Below are 15,741 nucleotides of genomic sequence, written 5' to 3' on the forward strand. Positions count from 1 at the left end.
TCTGAATGATTGTGATGCGGTTAGAGAGATCTTTAAGGATTTTGACTTTTTAGAAGTTGAGACTCTTTGGACAGCAGGTTTTGTCAAAAAAACGCCCCGAAAAGAACTCTTGATTCGTAATAATTGAGAGCACGCTACAAAATCCTATTCCCCAACTTTTATTTACGTATCCCTCACTGTAAAAAAGATATATAAATACAGTAAGTTATTTTTACATAAAACTTACATGTTATCCGTGAATGGTATAACGATGGAAACTATTGAGCATCAACGTCTTACGTTTATGAAGGAATGAGTCGGTTCTATCACATACACTTTGCCCGCTCTAAAATATTGTGACAACGCTTGGCATTTGAAATGTTTTAGAGGAGGTATTTTTATTTCCATTAATGACATGAATGTCATAATTAAAGAATGAATATTTTATTCATGTTTATTGATGAATGCAAAGAGGTTTTTAGATGGGCGCTGTTGTTGCATTGTTATATTTTGCTTCTGTTGTACGATCGTTGGTTTATTTGTGTGGTGGTCGATTGTTCAAGACTTGTCTAGGCAATACAAAACAAAGTACAGCGATGAAAAATTGACGTTAAATAATTCAAGCTGCTTGTGTTAGGTTTTATTATCTGATAACTTTCTTCCATTAGAGAGGGGTTTTGCTGCGTGTGAACTCCAGTTTTGGGGAGGATACTTAAGCTCAGACAGATGGGTATTCACTACATTGCTTCTTTAAATCTCTGTATGTTGCTCTTTGGAGCTAAACATTTTGTTACAGCATGTTGTTTGCTATTTTATTTTTATAGCTGCAAAGCAATGATGTACACTAAAGTTTAGAAGGATTTATATTCGTTATGTCTTTGGGGGAAATTGTGTCATGAATTTTGTTTTGATAAATGAGAAAGAGCATTTTAGTGTGTATTCTTTTATTACAAGCTTTATCTCTCAGAAGATAAAGTTTGGAAGGAATAGTTCTTCTCATTGTTCCTTTATCTTTGTTAATATGTAAGGTTTGTCCTTTTGATGATTAATTTGGGGGCTCATTTATTGTCGTATGCAAAGGGATGTCATGAAAAGAATGTCATATTGGTCAGCAAAACACATATTCCATGTTCGCTATGGTTTGATTGAGATGATCAGTCAATGGATTGATAAAATGAATGGAATTAAAAAGTAGATGACTCTGTATAGGTGATAAGAACGTATTTGTTCAATCTTTATAATTATAAATTTGCCCTTTATGATTATAGATTTTTCATGTCATTTCAGTGTCATTAATTGATAAAAAATAAAGGGGAAAGTTTATGAACTTGAAGAAAAAAATATTGCAAAGAAGTAGCTTCCTTGTTTCTGCTCTTATAGCATTGGGAATGGTTGTACAACAGGCCCCAGCGAAAACACCGGCTGATACCCTTGTAATGGCTTGGAACCTCGATGCTGTCAGTACCTTTGATCCTGCCCAAAGCAATGATGTTTATGCAAGTGAAATTATTGAAAATATTTGTGATAATTTGGTCAGTATAGCGACAGATGATCCAACGAAAATAGTTCCCGCATTAGCAACACATTGGGATGTTGCAAGCGATGATCACAGTACGGTGATTACTTTTCATTTGCGCGATGGTTTGAAGTTTAATGATGGGAGATCAGCCAACGCCAATGATCTTGTTTGGGGGATGAAGCGGGTTGTCAAATTAAAAATGGCCGATGCAGCAACTTTTAATGAATATGGAATTACAGAGCAAAATGTTGATGATGCTTTGCAAGCCGTTGATGAAAAAACAGTAGTGATGAAATTTGATAAGCCTTATCCAGCAGAGCTTATTCTTAATAATATTATTGCAAATCATGTAACTGCTTTGCTTGATCGTAAGACAATTATGAAGCATGAAAAAGATGGCGATCTGGGAAATCAGTATTTAAAAACGCATGCTGCTTGTGTTGGTCCTTATCAGTTAAAAAGTTGGCGTCCTGGAGAAGCTCTTTTGTTGCGTGCAAGCGCCCATTATTGGGGAGAAGCTCCGAAACTGAAGCAGATTCTCATTCGCCATGTTGCAGAGCCTGGAACACAACGTTTGTTGTTACAAAAGCACGATATTGATGTTGCTCGTAATTTAACTCCTGAAGATCTTGCAGATCTACAAAAAACAACAGATGTTAAAGTTGAAAAAGTGTTGGTGCCAAGCATGATGTATTGGGGATTTAACATGACAAATCCCATTTTGGCTAAGGAGAAAGTACGCTTGGCGATGCGCTATCTCATAGACTATGAAGGTTTTGGCAAGAAACTTCTCAAAGGTGTTGGTATTTCACGGGCAAGTTTTATTCCTCTTGGCAACTTTGGAGCTTTAGATGAAAAAGAAGGGCAACCCTTTAAGCTTGATATTCAAAAAGCTAAGCAGCTTTTAGCAGAGGCTGGTTATCCGAATGGATTTGAGGCAAATTTTCTTGTTTCAAATACCCCTTATACTTTAGCTCTTGCTCAGTCCCTTCAAGATAGCGCCGCACAGGCCGGGGTGCGTCTTAAAATTGAACGTGTGGCAGGTACACAGTTGTTTTCAAAGGTGGATGCCCGAGCTTTTGATACGACTTTTATCGGATGGAATAGCGGGTCTACGGATCCTCATACCATGGCTTCACGTCTTGTTTATAATCCGGATAATCGGTTTGAGGCAAAAAATACAGCCTATCCTAGTTGGCAGCATGGGTATTTTGATGCCAAGATGAATCAAAAGGTTGAAGAGGCGTTGTTTCAAAAAGATTCACAAAAACGGGCACAACTCTATGCTGATTTACAACGTGAATTGATGCAAAAGGGACCTTATGCGTTTATCTTTCAGAAATATAATGTTATCGCGATGACACCTGATGTCAAAAAGTGGGTTTGGAATAGTGCGCCACGTATTTTTTATAGTGCAATTGAAAAATAAGCGCGTCTTTTCGTATCGTCAAAGATAAAAAGAGCTTGATCATCATTGCATGATGAAAATATTCTCCCCCATAGAAGCCCTTCAGTTTTTTAAAGAAGGATGAAATTGTGGGGGATTGTGCCGTATCTGATTGAGGTCATTTTATAAGGAGGGATGAATATGGAAAGTTATATTGGGGAGAGTTTTTGTTTATGTTTATAGATCCTCTTCATCCCGAATATAGATTGATATATGAGAGAATTATTTTATAGATGCTTAGTTTGATTAAATGAAGTTGATGTTTGATAGCATGCTGATTAAAAGATGAAAGAGCAAAATCACAATCACTTTGCGTAAAAAAATACAAGAATACAAAAGAAAGAGATAAAATGGGGAAAAAAGAATGTTGAAAAGAATTTGTATTTTATTAAGCACAATGGGGTTTTTAAACGGGACTATCGTATCAGCATTGAGTGCCTCATCTAAAGATATATTGGTGATGGCATGGAATATTGATTCAATGAGTGGTTTTGATCCAGCGCAAACCGTTGAGGTTGTGACAAGTGAGTTATTGACGAATATTTGCAGTGCGCTCGTGCAATATGATGAGCATGATCCTACAAAAATTCGTCCGGCTATGGCAAAATCTTGGGACGTTTTAGATAATGGCAAAAGAATAGTTTTTCATCTTCGTGATGATTTAAAGTTTGATGATGGAAGAACAGCAACGGCGCAAGATCTCGTGTGGTCGATGCGACGGATTATTAAATTAGGTTTGAGTTATGCTCAGTCTTTAATGGACTATGGGTTTACCAAAGATAATGTTGAAACAAATATTCAGGCTCTTAATGATAAGACTTTACAATTAAAATTAGATAAACCCTATCCTATTCAGCTCATACTGACTGTTATTGGACAATCTTATGCTTCTGCTCTGCTTGATCGGAAAACAATTGAAGCGCAGAGTATTAACGGCGATATGGGAAATAAATATTTAGCGACACATTCGGCTTGTGTTGGACCTTATAAATTAGTAAGCTGGTCCCCTGGGGATAAAGTTGTGTTAGAGGCTACACAGCATTATTGGGGGAAAGTGCCTAAAATTAAGCAGATTGTTGTGCGGCATGTAGCGGATTCATCAAGTCAAAGACTTCTTTTGGAAAAAGGTGATGTGGATATAGCGCGAGATCTTTCTTCAGAGGATATTTTAGATCTTGAAGAAAAAGGTGGCTCAGTCAAAATTAGTCGTGTTTTGCGTCCGCAGATTATTTATCTATCGTTAAACAATAAGAATGCAATTTTTGCGAACGAAAAGGTCAGATTGGCACTTCGTTATTTGGTTGATTATGAAGGTCTTGGAAAAACTGTTTTAAAGGGGATTGCTATTCCACGGGCAACTTATATGTCTTTAGGTGTTCCAGGTGCTTTGGATGAAAAAGAAGGATTGCCCTTTAAATTGGATTTGGAAAAAGCAAAACAGTTAATTACTGAAGCTGGTTATCCTAACGGTTTTAAAGCTAATCTTCTCGTCGGAAGTCTTAGTTATATGTCATCTGTTGCGCAGTCTATTCAAGCGAATGCACGCAAAATTGGTGTTGAGCTTACAATTGAAAAAATGGCACAAAATCAATTGTTGAGTCGTGTACGGGGTGGAAATTATGATACTGCACTTATGGGGTGGGGGAGTGCTGATCCTGATGGACATCCTGCTTCATTGAATCACGTGTTTAATCCTGATCCAACATTTACGAAAAAGCATAATATGTATTTGGCTTGGCGTGCTGGATATTATGATGAAAATATTAATAAAATGGTGATGGATGCTTTGTTTGAGCAAGACCCTAATAAGCGTATTGTGCAATATCGTACTTTACAACATTATGTGCTAGAGCATGGTCCTATGGTTTATTTATTTCAAACATATTATACCGTTGGTATGGGACCTGATGTCAAAAAATGGGTTTGGAATAGTTACAGACTTTACTACAATGAAGCAGAAAAATAAAAAGAAGCATGTTTATGGAGAAGGATTGTAGAACATGCTTAATAAGAAGTTGTTTCATTCTATAAAAAAAGGTATTCGCTTTATGTTTTATCGCTACAGAGGGGATTTTTATAATGGTTTTGCCACTTTCAGAGACTGAAAGAGCTGTATCAGAAAAGCAGAAAAAATTATTTTTATGGGATTTTTTGTTTAAGGGATTAAAACTTCTTATTTCAGTTTTTATCACATTGCTTGGGTTGGTGACGATTACTTTTTTTCTTGGTCATCTTCTTCCTCTCGATCCTGTTCTATCTATTCTTGGTGATAATATCAGTCAGGAAGCTTATGATGCCATGTATTATAAGCTGGGTCTTGATAAGCCGTTGATTGTTCAATATTGGAAGTATCTTCATAATGTATTTTTATTTGATTTTGGAGATGCTTTAACGTCTGGGCGTCCTGTTTTAGCTGATATTATGCGCGTATTTCCTGCAACATTAGAGCTTGCAACGGTTGCTATTGTTATTGGCACAACTCTTGGAATTCCCTTTGGGGTTTTTGCAGCAATGTATCGCGATTCATTTATTGATTATGTTGTCCGTGTTTTTACACTCTTGAGTTATTCTACGCCGACATTTTGGCTTGGGCTCATGGCGTTGTTAATATTTTATGCCAAGCTTGGCTGGGTTGGTGGTCCAGGGCGACTTGATTTTCTTTATGAATATTCTTTTGAACCCAAAACAGGATTTTTTCTTTGGGATACTGCGAGCCAAGGACAATGGGAGGCTTTTGGGAATGTCTTTAGTCACATTATTATGCCTGCTTTGATCTTGGCTTTCGGTGCTATGGCTTATATTAGTCGTATGACCCGTGGATTTATGATTGAGCAGCTTAATCAAGAATATATCATTACTGCACGTGTAAAGGGATTATCGTGGGCGCGGACGGTTTGGGGGCATGCCTTTCGGAATGCTGCTGTTCAGATTATTACCGTTGTTGCACTTTCTTATGCTTTTTTACTAGAAGGGGCTGTTTTGACGGAGACAGTTTTTGCTTGGCCTGGTTTTGGACATTATTTGACAAATGCTCTTCTCGCTGGAGATATGAATGCTGTTGTAGGATGTACTTTACTTGTAGGATTTATCTTTGTTGCCATTAATTTATTTTCTGATTTGCTTTATCGCATTTTTGATCCAAGGACACGTTGAATATGACAGTCAGTAATCATCACAAATCGCAATCATCATCTTCTTTGAGTTCTTGGTTAAACGACCCGGTTCCACGGTCCATAATACAAGCAAACATACAAAGAATTTATCATGCACTGGTGAAGTTTTTTCATAACTTTTCAGCTGTATTTGGTCTGTTTATTATTTGTATTATTATCATATGCGCACTTTTTGCTCCTTGGATTGCGACGCACGATTTTTTGAGCAATGATCTGGGGCATCGGTTGCAGCCCCCCTCTATGGCGCATTATTTTGGGACAGATGAATTAGGACGTGACATTTTTAGTCGTCTTGTTTTTGGTTCTCGTATTACTCTTTATGTTGTTTTTCTCACAACAATTATTGTAGGTCCAATAGGGCTTATTGTTGGAACTGTATCTGGTTATATGGGGGGATGGGTTGATACTGTGCTCATGCGCATTGTCGATATTTTTCTTGCTTTTCCAGGGTTAATTTTAGCTCTTGCCTTTTCAGCCGCATTGGGACCAGGGATTGAAAATGCTTCTATTGCAATTTCAATTGCAGCATGGCCACCAATCGCACGTTTAGCACGCGCTGAGACTTTGACAATACGTTCTTCTGATTATGTTTCTGTGGTTCGCTTGCAGGGGGCTTCTCCTTTGCGGATTATTTTGTTTCATGTTGCGCCCATGTGTATTCCTTCAGTGATTGTACGATTAACTTTAGATATGTCTGGAATTATTTTAACAGCTGCTGGCCTTGGATTTTTGGGGCTTGGAGCACAACTTCCAAGTCCTGAATGGGGGGCGATGCTTTCTTCAGGTCGGGAATTTATGATGACAAATTGGTGGTTGGCGGCAATACCGGGCTGTGCAATATTATTTGCAAGTCTTGCTTTCAACCTTTTAGGTGATGGTCTTCGTGATGTATTGGATCCACGCAATGGGTAATAAATTATTAGAAGTAGAAGATTTACGTATTTCTTTTCCTACAACGCGCGGCGTTGCAGAAGTTGTGCGTGGTGTTAGCTTTTCTGTCGGAAAAGAAAAAATTGGCATTGTTGGTGAATCCGGATCTGGAAAATCGATGACAGGGCGTGCAATACTAAAGCTGAGTCCAAAATCAGCCATTGTTAAAGCTAAAAAAATGCGCTTTGAGGATGTCGATTTATTGCGTGCCAGTGAACCTCAGATGCGAAAAATCCGCGGTAAGCGTATTTCAATGATTTTACAGGATCCTAAATATTCACTTAATCCACTCATACGGATTGGGGAACAGATTATGGAGGCTTACCGTATTCATTACCGTGTTTCAAAAGCTGAAGCGCGGGAGCGAACCATAGCTATGTTAGAATCTGTTCATATTCGTGATCCTGAACATGTCATGCGCCTCTTTCCTCATGAAATATCTGGGGGGATGGGGCAGCGCGTGATGATTGCAATGATGCTCATTCCAAAACCTGATTTAATTATTGCCGATGAACCAACATCTGCGCTTGATATTACAGTTAGACGACAAGTTTTATCCGTATTAGATGAACTTGTGACAAAGTCTGGAACAGGGCTTATTTTCATTAGTCATGATTTGAATATGATTGCTGATTTCTGTGATCGTATTTTGGTGATGTATGCGGGCCGTGTTTTAGAAGAGTTACCTGCTTCTGATTTGTCTCATGCTTGTCATCCTTATACGAAGGCTTTGCTGGCGAGTTTGCCACGGCTTGATAATCCTGTTGATGTTTTGGCTGTTCCTGAGCGTGATCCTGATTGGTTGTATAATCCTACGATTGTTAATGGTGTTGAGGAGGTTCCTCATGACAAATTGTAAGAATATTATTGATGTTTCTAATTTATCTGTAACCTTTGGGCATAGACACAAGGCCGTAACGGTTGTTAAAAATGTTAATTTTCATATTAAGCGTGGTGAAGCTTATGGGTTGATTGGTGAATCCGGATGCGGAAAATCAACTATTTTGAATACATTGGTAGGGCGTATTCCAGAGTATAGTGGAAAGTTCCTTTTTGCTGGACAAGAAGTCGAAAAAAAAAGAAGTAAGGACTTTTTACGCTGTATTCAAATGGTTTTTCAAGATCCTTATGCTTCGTTGCATCCAAGAAAAATGGTCCATACGGTTCTTTCTGAATCGCTTAAAATCCATGGTATGGATAATCAAAGAGAGCGGGTGGAGGATGCTTTAGATTCCGTTGGTTTAGATGCTTCATTTCTTTATCGTTATCCTCATGAGTTGTCCGGAGGGCAGCGTCAGCGTATTGCTCTTGCACGTGCTTTAATTATCGAGCCAGAAGTTTTGTTGCTTGATGAACCAACATCTGCATTGGATGTGTCGGTACAAGCTGAAATTTTAAACTTGTTGAAATCGTTGCGCGAGAGAAAAAAGCTTACTTATTTGATGGTATCCCATGATCTTGCTGTTGTTGCACATATTTGTGAACGTGTTGGCATTATGCATAAAGGGATTATTCTTGAAGAGCTTAGCAATGATGAATTGCGTAATCTCCACGCGCAACACGATTATACAAAAGAGTTTTTTGAAGCGAGTATTGAGCCTATCGTTCATAGAGAGCAAAGAGCGTGATCAATTTTATAGAAGAGAAAATGCAATTTTATGTGTTTTGAAGTGTCTAGAAATGTTTGACGGCCTTGTTAAAAGGGAAGGGGGTAATAGGATTTTTTTTAGTCATGAATTTGCTGGGTAGTGTTTGAGCGATAATATTTAAAATCCTATAAGAACTTCCGTTTTGAAATATACAAGTGTCTTATAACATATATTCTTTGTGTGATATTATTGTACTGTTTTTTGCGTATAATTTTATTTTAAAAGTTTTATTTTGGGATTTTAAGCATTAAATTTGTGAGAAATAACAAAAGAGAGTAAAGCTGTATTTTCTAGAAAAGCGTCTCATTATTTTACAATATCATTTTGTTTTTATTTGTTTTCTTTTTTACAATTTTAGGCATTATTCATCGAAAAATGCTAAGCTTTATTCTTTATAAAAAAGAAGTTTTTGTAAAAAAATCCAATGGTCAATGACAGTCTTCAAATATTTTGCTGTTTTCTATTTAAAAAAGCGCTTAAAGAACAACTTATAATAAGCCAAAAAGGCAGCAATATGCCGCCTTTTTGTTAAATTGGATGGGCTATTTTTACAGTCTTGATTTAAAACTGATAGCGTATGCCGCCAGAAAAATTTGCTCCCGATATACCGGTTTTTTGCAGTTTTTGTTGATAACTCACATCACCATGAAGGGAGAAATTGTGAGACAGTTGTGCATTGATGCCAATACCGCCTTCAATTGCAGGTCCCATAGGATCTAGCTCAAAGTCTCTTCCAATATGAATGCTACCATCATCACCAAAGGTTTTGATCAAGTTTACTTTTCCATAGAAAGACATAGGACGGTTGTTTTCAGTGGAAATGGTTTTGGTCAAACGCCCACCAACACGGATCATCCATTGAGAAGGATTTTTCATATCAATGGTAAAGTTATCAGCATCTTCAATGGTGTTAAACATCAAGTGTTGATAAGCAACTTGTGCCTGCGGTTCGAATGTTACGCCTTGTATACCCGTTGCAAATTGTTTGCCAACAGTTGTGGAGATCGACAACATTTTGGCATTTTTCAATTATTCTCATATTGGCTAACAGCGCGTTCTGTTTAGCCATATTGGTTATAGAAAAGGGCATTTGGCATGATCAAATAGCTTTGTATTTAGGGCACAATGTTTTTTTCTGCTGAATCACTATCAAGAAGTACTGGCTGTAAGCGAAAATCCCAAAAGTTTTTATTTTCTTCTAAAAGGATTTTTTTAGTACTTGTTTTACTATGGTTTGATGTTGGCCCATAAGCTTTCAGTATATATTTATAAGGTGAACCATTTATTGTGATATAGCCATTGGCGAGTTTAAAAGAGTTCTGATTTGCTTTTCCAAAAACTTGAATTAGTGAAAAACCGTCCATATTGCTAGGAGCAGAAGTATTTGTTGCAATATTGTTCTTTTCTAAATGTCCAGTGACATAAACCAATGTAGTACCTGAAACATCACCATGAATTAGAAGACGATCGGTTTTTTGTTTTGCTATTGGTGCACCATCACTCCACAAAGTATTGAAGGAAATCTGTGCATCGCCTTTTGCGTTATAGACAGCTTTGGTATTTGTTTTTCCTGAACCTATATGCAGTGTATGGTAATGATCTTCTATTGGTTTTGCAAAAGAAATAGAGCTGTTTTCGAGATTTAGTACAGAAATATCAGAACGTGCTCTTTGAGCAATATCAAGAAGTTTTCCATCAGTGTCTTTTTCTTGCTTGCTGGTTTTCAATATCCATTGTGTACTGTTTTTCAGGTTAAAGTGTACGTCTCTCTTTGGTGCAATGTTTGCTTTGCCTTCTAATATGGAATGATCAGCGTTTAATGTAAGAATAAAATTATTTTTTTTAGCTGAATCTTTGGTTGCTAATAAAACATCGGCATGAATTTCTGAATTTCTGAGATTAGCTTTGCCGATTGATTCATTTGCATTAATTCCAGTACCATTTTTAATGTGAAGCTTTGTATTGGTTAAATTGATTTCGGATGTTTTATTGTTCTTGGATTTTTCAAATATCACACCTCTGTTTTCTGCTGTAGCAGACACATTTGTTACATCAATATGTCCATTATTGTTTACAACAAATGCATCTTTTTTAGCAATTATTGCTCCTCCACTCATTTTGGTTGTGCTACCATTTTCTGCATAAAGTCCGATCTCAGCATTTTTAATTGTTGTATTCCCATATAACTCAACCAAACTACCCATATCTTGGCTTACTACACCGGCGGTTCCGTTACCATCTATCGTTGTTAGAGTGACATTCGTGGCTTTAATATGTCCACCCTTTTCTGCAAACAACGTTGTGTTCCCCGTCACTGTTCCTCCCGTTATGGTGATGGTAGATTTTGAGTCTTTTGCATAGAGCCCACTGTTATCAGATGATGTAATTTGAGCATTGTCAGTTAAAGTAATAGTGCTGCCGTTTAGGGCAGATATTGCTGCACCTTTTGCGCTAAATGATCCTCCAGAGACGGTTATGTGAGAATCATTATTTGCAATTATGCTATTGATTGCTTGCTTAACCGTTACATTTTCTAAAGTAATGTTACTTCTTCTTGCAATTATTGCATTGATTAGTAGTGCATTGTCCTTACTATTTAATATTGTTACATCTTTCAGTTTGTTATTGCTCTTATTTTTTAAAAGGTGAACGCCTGCTTCGGAACTCTTAATGGTTCCTCCGATCATGTTGATTGTGCTATTGTTTTGCGCATCAATTCCGATTTTAACATTACTAATTGTTGTATTTCCAAGCAATTCAATCACACTGTTAGAGCCAGAGGCAGCTGCACCTGCAGCTACACCGTTGCCATCATTCGTTGCTTTTAGAGCAACATTTGTAACCGTAATATGGCCACCTATGTCTGCTTCTAAGGCTGTATATTTTCCTGTTACGCTTCCTCCTATCATGGTGATGGTCGATTTTGAGTCTTCTGCAAAGAGACCTGCTTCATCATATGATGTAATTTGAGCATTGTCAGTTAAGGTAATACTGCTGCCGTTTTGAGCACATATTGTTGCATAGCTTGAATCAAATGATCCTCCAGAAATTATTATTTTAGAATGATTATTTGCAATTATGCTGTTGCCTGTTTGAGTCACTTTTACATTTTTTAAAGTAACGACACTTTCTTTCTCTAAAACTATCCCTTTGCCTGAATTTTTCTCTTTGCCGGTCGATATTGTTACGTTTTCCAGCTTATTTTCATCGCTCTTACTATTTATAAAGCCGACGCCAGCTTTGGAAGCCATAATGGTTCCTCCAACCATTTTAATTCTGCCACTGTTACTTGCAAAAAGCCCGCCTTTAGTATCCTTAATCATTGTATTTCCATACAATTCAATCATACTATCAAAGCTATCGACTGCTGCAGCGACCCCATGGCCATTTGTTGTTAGAGAAACATCAGTGACCTTAATGTGTCCGCCGTTTTCTGCAAGTAATGCTACTTCTCCAGATATTGTCCCTCCTGTCATTGCGATGCTAGAATGTAATCCATTTGTATAGAGCCCTTTGCCATTTGATGATGACGTAATTTGGGGAGTGCCTTCTTTACTGCTGATTAAAGTAATTTTGCTGCCGTTTCCAGCATATACCCCTACGTCTTTTCCCTCAAATGATCCTCCAGAGATCGTTATTTGTGATTGATTATATGCAACTATGCTGTGTTTTGCTTGTGTAATGGTTACATCTTCTAAAGTGACGTTACTTTCTTTATCAGTAACTATTCCTGTAATAAGAGTTTTTTTATTTTTACTGCTTGATATTTTCACACTTTTTAGCTTGTTTTTATCACTCTTGCTGTTCGAGAACTTAGTGCCTATGCGAGAAACTGAAATGGCTCCCCCGATCATTTTCACTGTAGCACCGTCTTTTGCTTCAAGACCAAATAAAACGTCAAAAGCAGTTCCTTTAATTGTTGTGCCATCCAGTAATTCAATCGTAGTGTTAGAGCCTTCAGCTGTTATAGCGTATGCATCGTGATTGAGGTTTGAGTGTGTTACAGTTAAATGCTTACCGATGATTTTACTGCCGTTTTTTGCATGAAGTGCATCATAGGTTTCTCCATGTACTGTTACTGTTTTTCCATCAGAAACTTTAAGAGATTTAGCGTATGCACTGAATTGAACATTAAACAGTACGACCACTGCTGTTGCCATAGATGATAGAAGGAATTTTTTATACACAAATACTCTCCTTTTAAAGCCCCCAATATTCATTTCTCCGCAGTCTTCAAAAGAAGAAAAGAAAGAGTATTGCTTTTATTTTAATAATGCATCATTTTAATAATTTATTTTGCTTTCTCTGTCAAAATTAAAGTTGGATTTATATTTAAATACGCAATATGTATGTTTACTTTATAATGTATTTTTTTAGTATATTTATAAAGTAGTTTTTTTCATATTTATAGTAATATTATAAAGTTGTGATATTTTTATTGATAGCAAGATATTCTTTGATGCCAATATTCATTGGTATATGATTTAGCAATACATGAATAGAAAAGATAGTAAAAAAACATAATGTAAAAGAAAATATCAGTGTTTTAAAAGTTGTATATTTTTCCAAAAGGGAAAGAATTTTATCGTTTTAAAGTCGATAAGGAATAAATCTTTTTGTATGTAGTTTGACTTTATGTTTTATATTGAACGGGAAAAGATAAGATTAGGGTGGATATGTGATAATTTATTGTTTTTATGACTGTTTTTTTACCATTAAATGCGCGTTTTTTCAAAATGAATTTTGACAGCTAAAATTGCAAAAAAAGTGTAAAAAATAGCAGTTGAAATTTGGTAGCAAAAAGAGCGCGGTGTATCCCTTGCACAATTAGCTGCCCGTGCAAGGCATCTCAAATGACAATATGGTCTAGATGTTTTGATTATTGATTATATCCAACTCATGATAATCCATTCAAAACGCTCATTAGAAAACCGCGTTCAAGAAATAACAGCGATTATCATGGGGCTTAAAGCTTTGGCAAAAGAACTTAATATTCCTATCATTGCTCTGTCACAGCCCTCACGCCAAGTTGAAAACCGAACAGATAAACGTCCATAGCTTGCAGATCTACGAGAATCAGATTCCATTGAACAAGATGCCGATATTGTGCTTTTTGTTTATCGTGAAGAATATTATCTCAAAAAGGAAGAACCAAAAGAAGGCAGCGCTGAGTATAGAAAATGGCAAGAGGCAATGGAGAAAGCCAAAGGCAAAGTCGAGGTTATTATAGCTAAACAACGCCATGATCCAACAGGAATAGTTCCTCTTGCCTTTCAATCCGATTTTACACGCTTTAGCGATCTAACGGATAACGATAACTTTTTAGAAATGCCCGCTTAAAGCACTTTCTTATGAGTGACAATTATTCTTTCTGAGGTAAAAATTGTTACCTGATGATCAAGGAGCAAAATCCAATAGATTCGCACTCAAAATTACGAATCTTAAAACAGCCTTTGAAAGGTCTTTGAAGACCCTTTGAGAACCTCTTAAAAACCCTTTGTAGTTTGACACTAGGTTTTATACTAAGTGGGATTAGGTGGGATTAGATAGGAATACGTGGTAATTTGTTGTTTTTATGGTTATTTTTTACCATTAAATGCGTGTTTTGTCAAAATAGATTTTGACACTTAAAATTGTAAAAAAGAGCTAAAAAGAGCGAAAATTGGAATTTAGGGGTGAAAATGAAAGAAGGCTTTGAAAGGTCTTTGAAAACCCTGTGAAAAATTTTGAAAAGTCTGTGAAAGCCCAGAAAACCGCCTTTGAAGACCCTGTGAAAAAAATCACTCCAAAAGCTCAATTGACTCCAAAATCAGCCAAAAATAACCAAAAAAGCAAAAAAGATTTCCATATATAAGTGGAAATCTCTAAAAATTGAGTAAAAAGCATTTTTTATCAATAATTTATATAAATTTTTTAATGTAAAAAGATTTCCACTTTCATTTTTCATTTTAGAGAGGCATTAAGCCGTATTTTGTGTAGTTTCTAGATGTACTCTTTCAGCTTCTATTTGACGCTTTAAATGAATTTTAAGAAGAGGGAAAGTTGCTTCGATCTCTTCTATGTCGTTGATGTCTTGAACAAGCTCTTGCAGTTTTCTATAAAGTTCCGCCGCGAGTTCCGCTATATCTTCAGGGGGGAGTTTTATTTTAGCATCACGATAGGTTGTGTAAGCTATGCGACCAAGCTTTTTCATGAGTCCAGTAGGGATAGTTTGTGGTTTAAAACCTGCTGCTTTCGCTTTTGCCATGTCACTAAACATTTCACCTTCACCCGTAACAAGCCAATGAGGATTAATGTTATAGGCTGTATAATAGGCGTTAATTACTGAGGATGGAGGCTCATGTGCTCCGATTTCATAATTGGCAAGGGTATTGCGTTGTAAATTAAGGCGTTGCGCAAAAATGCCCCGCTCTTCGTTTCCGAGTATTCGTCGTACTTCACGCAAGCGTTTTGCCAGTTCTGTTTTTGGTTCTACTTCTGGACGTGCCAAAAAAATCACCTCTATACAAAATAAATTGTTTACAACACAAAATATTTGGTATACATATCTAATTACCGCCCGATATAGAGGGCAGATATTTTACCATTAACCCCACAAAAAACGGATGGTTTGAGCATCCGTTTGAAGCAGGAGCGAAAGTTATGACAACCACCCAAACATGCATTCAAGTATGGGATCGCCATAGTATTTTAGCTGAGCTACGCCGCCGTAATATGACCTTGGCGGAGCTCGCGAAAGCTTATCAACTCTCGTCATCCAGTGTTCAACATATCTGGACACGGTCTAACGAGAAAGCTGAACGTGCTATTGCCGATTTTATCGGTTTGCCCGTCGAGCAGGTGTTTAGTGACCGCTACCCCAAAAGTCGCCGTCGCATTTTTAAAGCAGCAAAACATGCCAATACAGATTCGCGTGCGCATTCTACTTTGCGCGGAAATGCCGCTTGAGCTTTGTTACACGGCTTTGCGTTTTTGCGCATTTGCCATGCATTTAGATACCATAAGATAAAGAGGTTTATCAATGTCTAAAGATCAATACGAAAT

10 protein-coding genes and 3 pseudogenes are annotated in these 15,741 nt (G+C 37.0%); 11 read left to right on the forward strand and 2 right to left on the reverse strand.

Annotation, left to right across the window (positions count from 1 at the left end; translation table 11 throughout):
- From PVV57_RS10450 to PVV57_RS08470, 8 genes and pseudogenes are all read left to right on the forward strand, one after another.
- Window positions 1-127: pseudogene (locus tag PVV57_RS10450) on the forward strand (DNA adenine methylase); the annotation flags it as partial.
- A 334-nt stretch (window positions 128-461) separates the two neighbouring features.
- Window positions 462-587 carry a hypothetical protein gene (locus PVV57_RS08440; RefSeq protein ID WP_273718850.1) on the forward strand — a complete coding sequence of 42 codons (126 nt, stop codon included), beginning with the start codon at window positions 462-464 and terminating at the stop codon, window positions 585-587.
- Between the two features lie 714 nt (window positions 588-1,301).
- Window positions 1,302-2,927: an ABC transporter substrate-binding protein gene (locus PVV57_RS08445; protein ID WP_273718849.1), complete on the forward strand. Its 1,626-nt coding sequence runs from the start codon at window positions 1,302-1,304 to the stop codon at window positions 2,925-2,927.
- Between the two features lie 382 nt (window positions 2,928-3,309).
- Window positions 3,310-4,911, forward strand: coding sequence for an ABC transporter substrate-binding protein (locus PVV57_RS08450; RefSeq protein ID WP_273718848.1), 1,602 nt, complete (start codon window positions 3,310-3,312; stop codon window positions 4,909-4,911).
- A 113-nt stretch (window positions 4,912-5,024) separates the two neighbouring features.
- Window positions 5,025-6,098, forward strand: coding sequence for an ABC transporter permease (locus PVV57_RS08455; protein WP_273718847.1), 1,074 nt, complete (start codon window positions 5,025-5,027; stop codon window positions 6,096-6,098).
- Window positions 6,099-6,100: 2 nt separating this feature from the next.
- Complete coding sequence (locus tag PVV57_RS08460; RefSeq protein WP_273718846.1) at window positions 6,101-7,030, forward strand: ABC transporter permease; 930 nt, start codon at window positions 6,101-6,103, stop codon at window positions 7,028-7,030.
- A complete protein-coding gene (locus PVV57_RS08465) occupies window positions 7,023-7,907 on the forward strand; it encodes an ABC transporter ATP-binding protein (RefSeq protein WP_273718845.1) in 885 nt (294 codons plus the stop codon). Before PVV57_RS08460 ends, PVV57_RS08465 begins: the two co-directional genes overlap by 8 nt.
- A complete protein-coding gene (locus PVV57_RS08470; protein ID WP_273718844.1) occupies window positions 7,894-8,676 on the forward strand; it encodes an ABC transporter ATP-binding protein in 783 nt (260 codons plus the stop codon). The genes PVV57_RS08465 and PVV57_RS08470 overlap by 14 nt, the downstream gene beginning before the upstream one ends.
- A 582-nt stretch (window positions 8,677-9,258) precedes the next feature.
- Here PVV57_RS08470 and PVV57_RS10555 read toward each other — a convergent pair.
- Window positions 9,259-10,994, reverse strand: a pseudogene (locus PVV57_RS10555) (autotransporter outer membrane beta-barrel domain-containing protein); the annotation flags it as partial.
- 2,512 nt (window positions 10,995-13,506) lie between these two features.
- Here PVV57_RS10555 and PVV57_RS08480 point away from each other — a divergent pair.
- Window positions 13,507-14,037, forward strand: a pseudogene (locus PVV57_RS08480) (DnaB-like helicase C-terminal domain-containing protein); the annotation flags it as partial.
- A gap of 376 nt (window positions 14,038-14,413) precedes the next feature.
- Window positions 14,414-14,551, forward strand: a complete 138-nt coding sequence (locus PVV57_RS08485) for a hypothetical protein (protein ID WP_273783865.1) — start codon at window positions 14,414-14,416, stop codon at window positions 14,549-14,551.
- A 105-nt stretch (window positions 14,552-14,656) separates the two neighbouring features.
- On the opposite strand, the gene PVV57_RS08490 is transcribed toward PVV57_RS08485, so the two are convergent.
- Window positions 14,657-15,187, reverse strand: coding sequence for a helix-turn-helix domain-containing protein (locus tag PVV57_RS08490; protein ID WP_273783866.1), 531 nt, complete (start codon window positions 15,185-15,187; stop codon window positions 14,657-14,659).
- A 152-nt stretch (window positions 15,188-15,339) separates the two neighbouring features.
- Here PVV57_RS08490 and PVV57_RS08495 point away from each other — a divergent pair, with 152 nt between their 5' ends.
- Window positions 15,340-15,645 (forward strand): helix-turn-helix transcriptional regulator, encoded by a 306-nt coding sequence (locus tag PVV57_RS08495; RefSeq protein WP_273783612.1) that lies wholly within the window; start codon window positions 15,340-15,342, stop codon window positions 15,643-15,645.
- Window positions 15,646-15,741: the final 96 nt, after the last annotated feature.

Source organism: Bartonella sp. AU15XJBT (assembly GCF_028618615.1).
Classification (GTDB): domain Bacteria; phylum Pseudomonadota; class Alphaproteobacteria; order Rhizobiales; family Rhizobiaceae; genus Bartonella.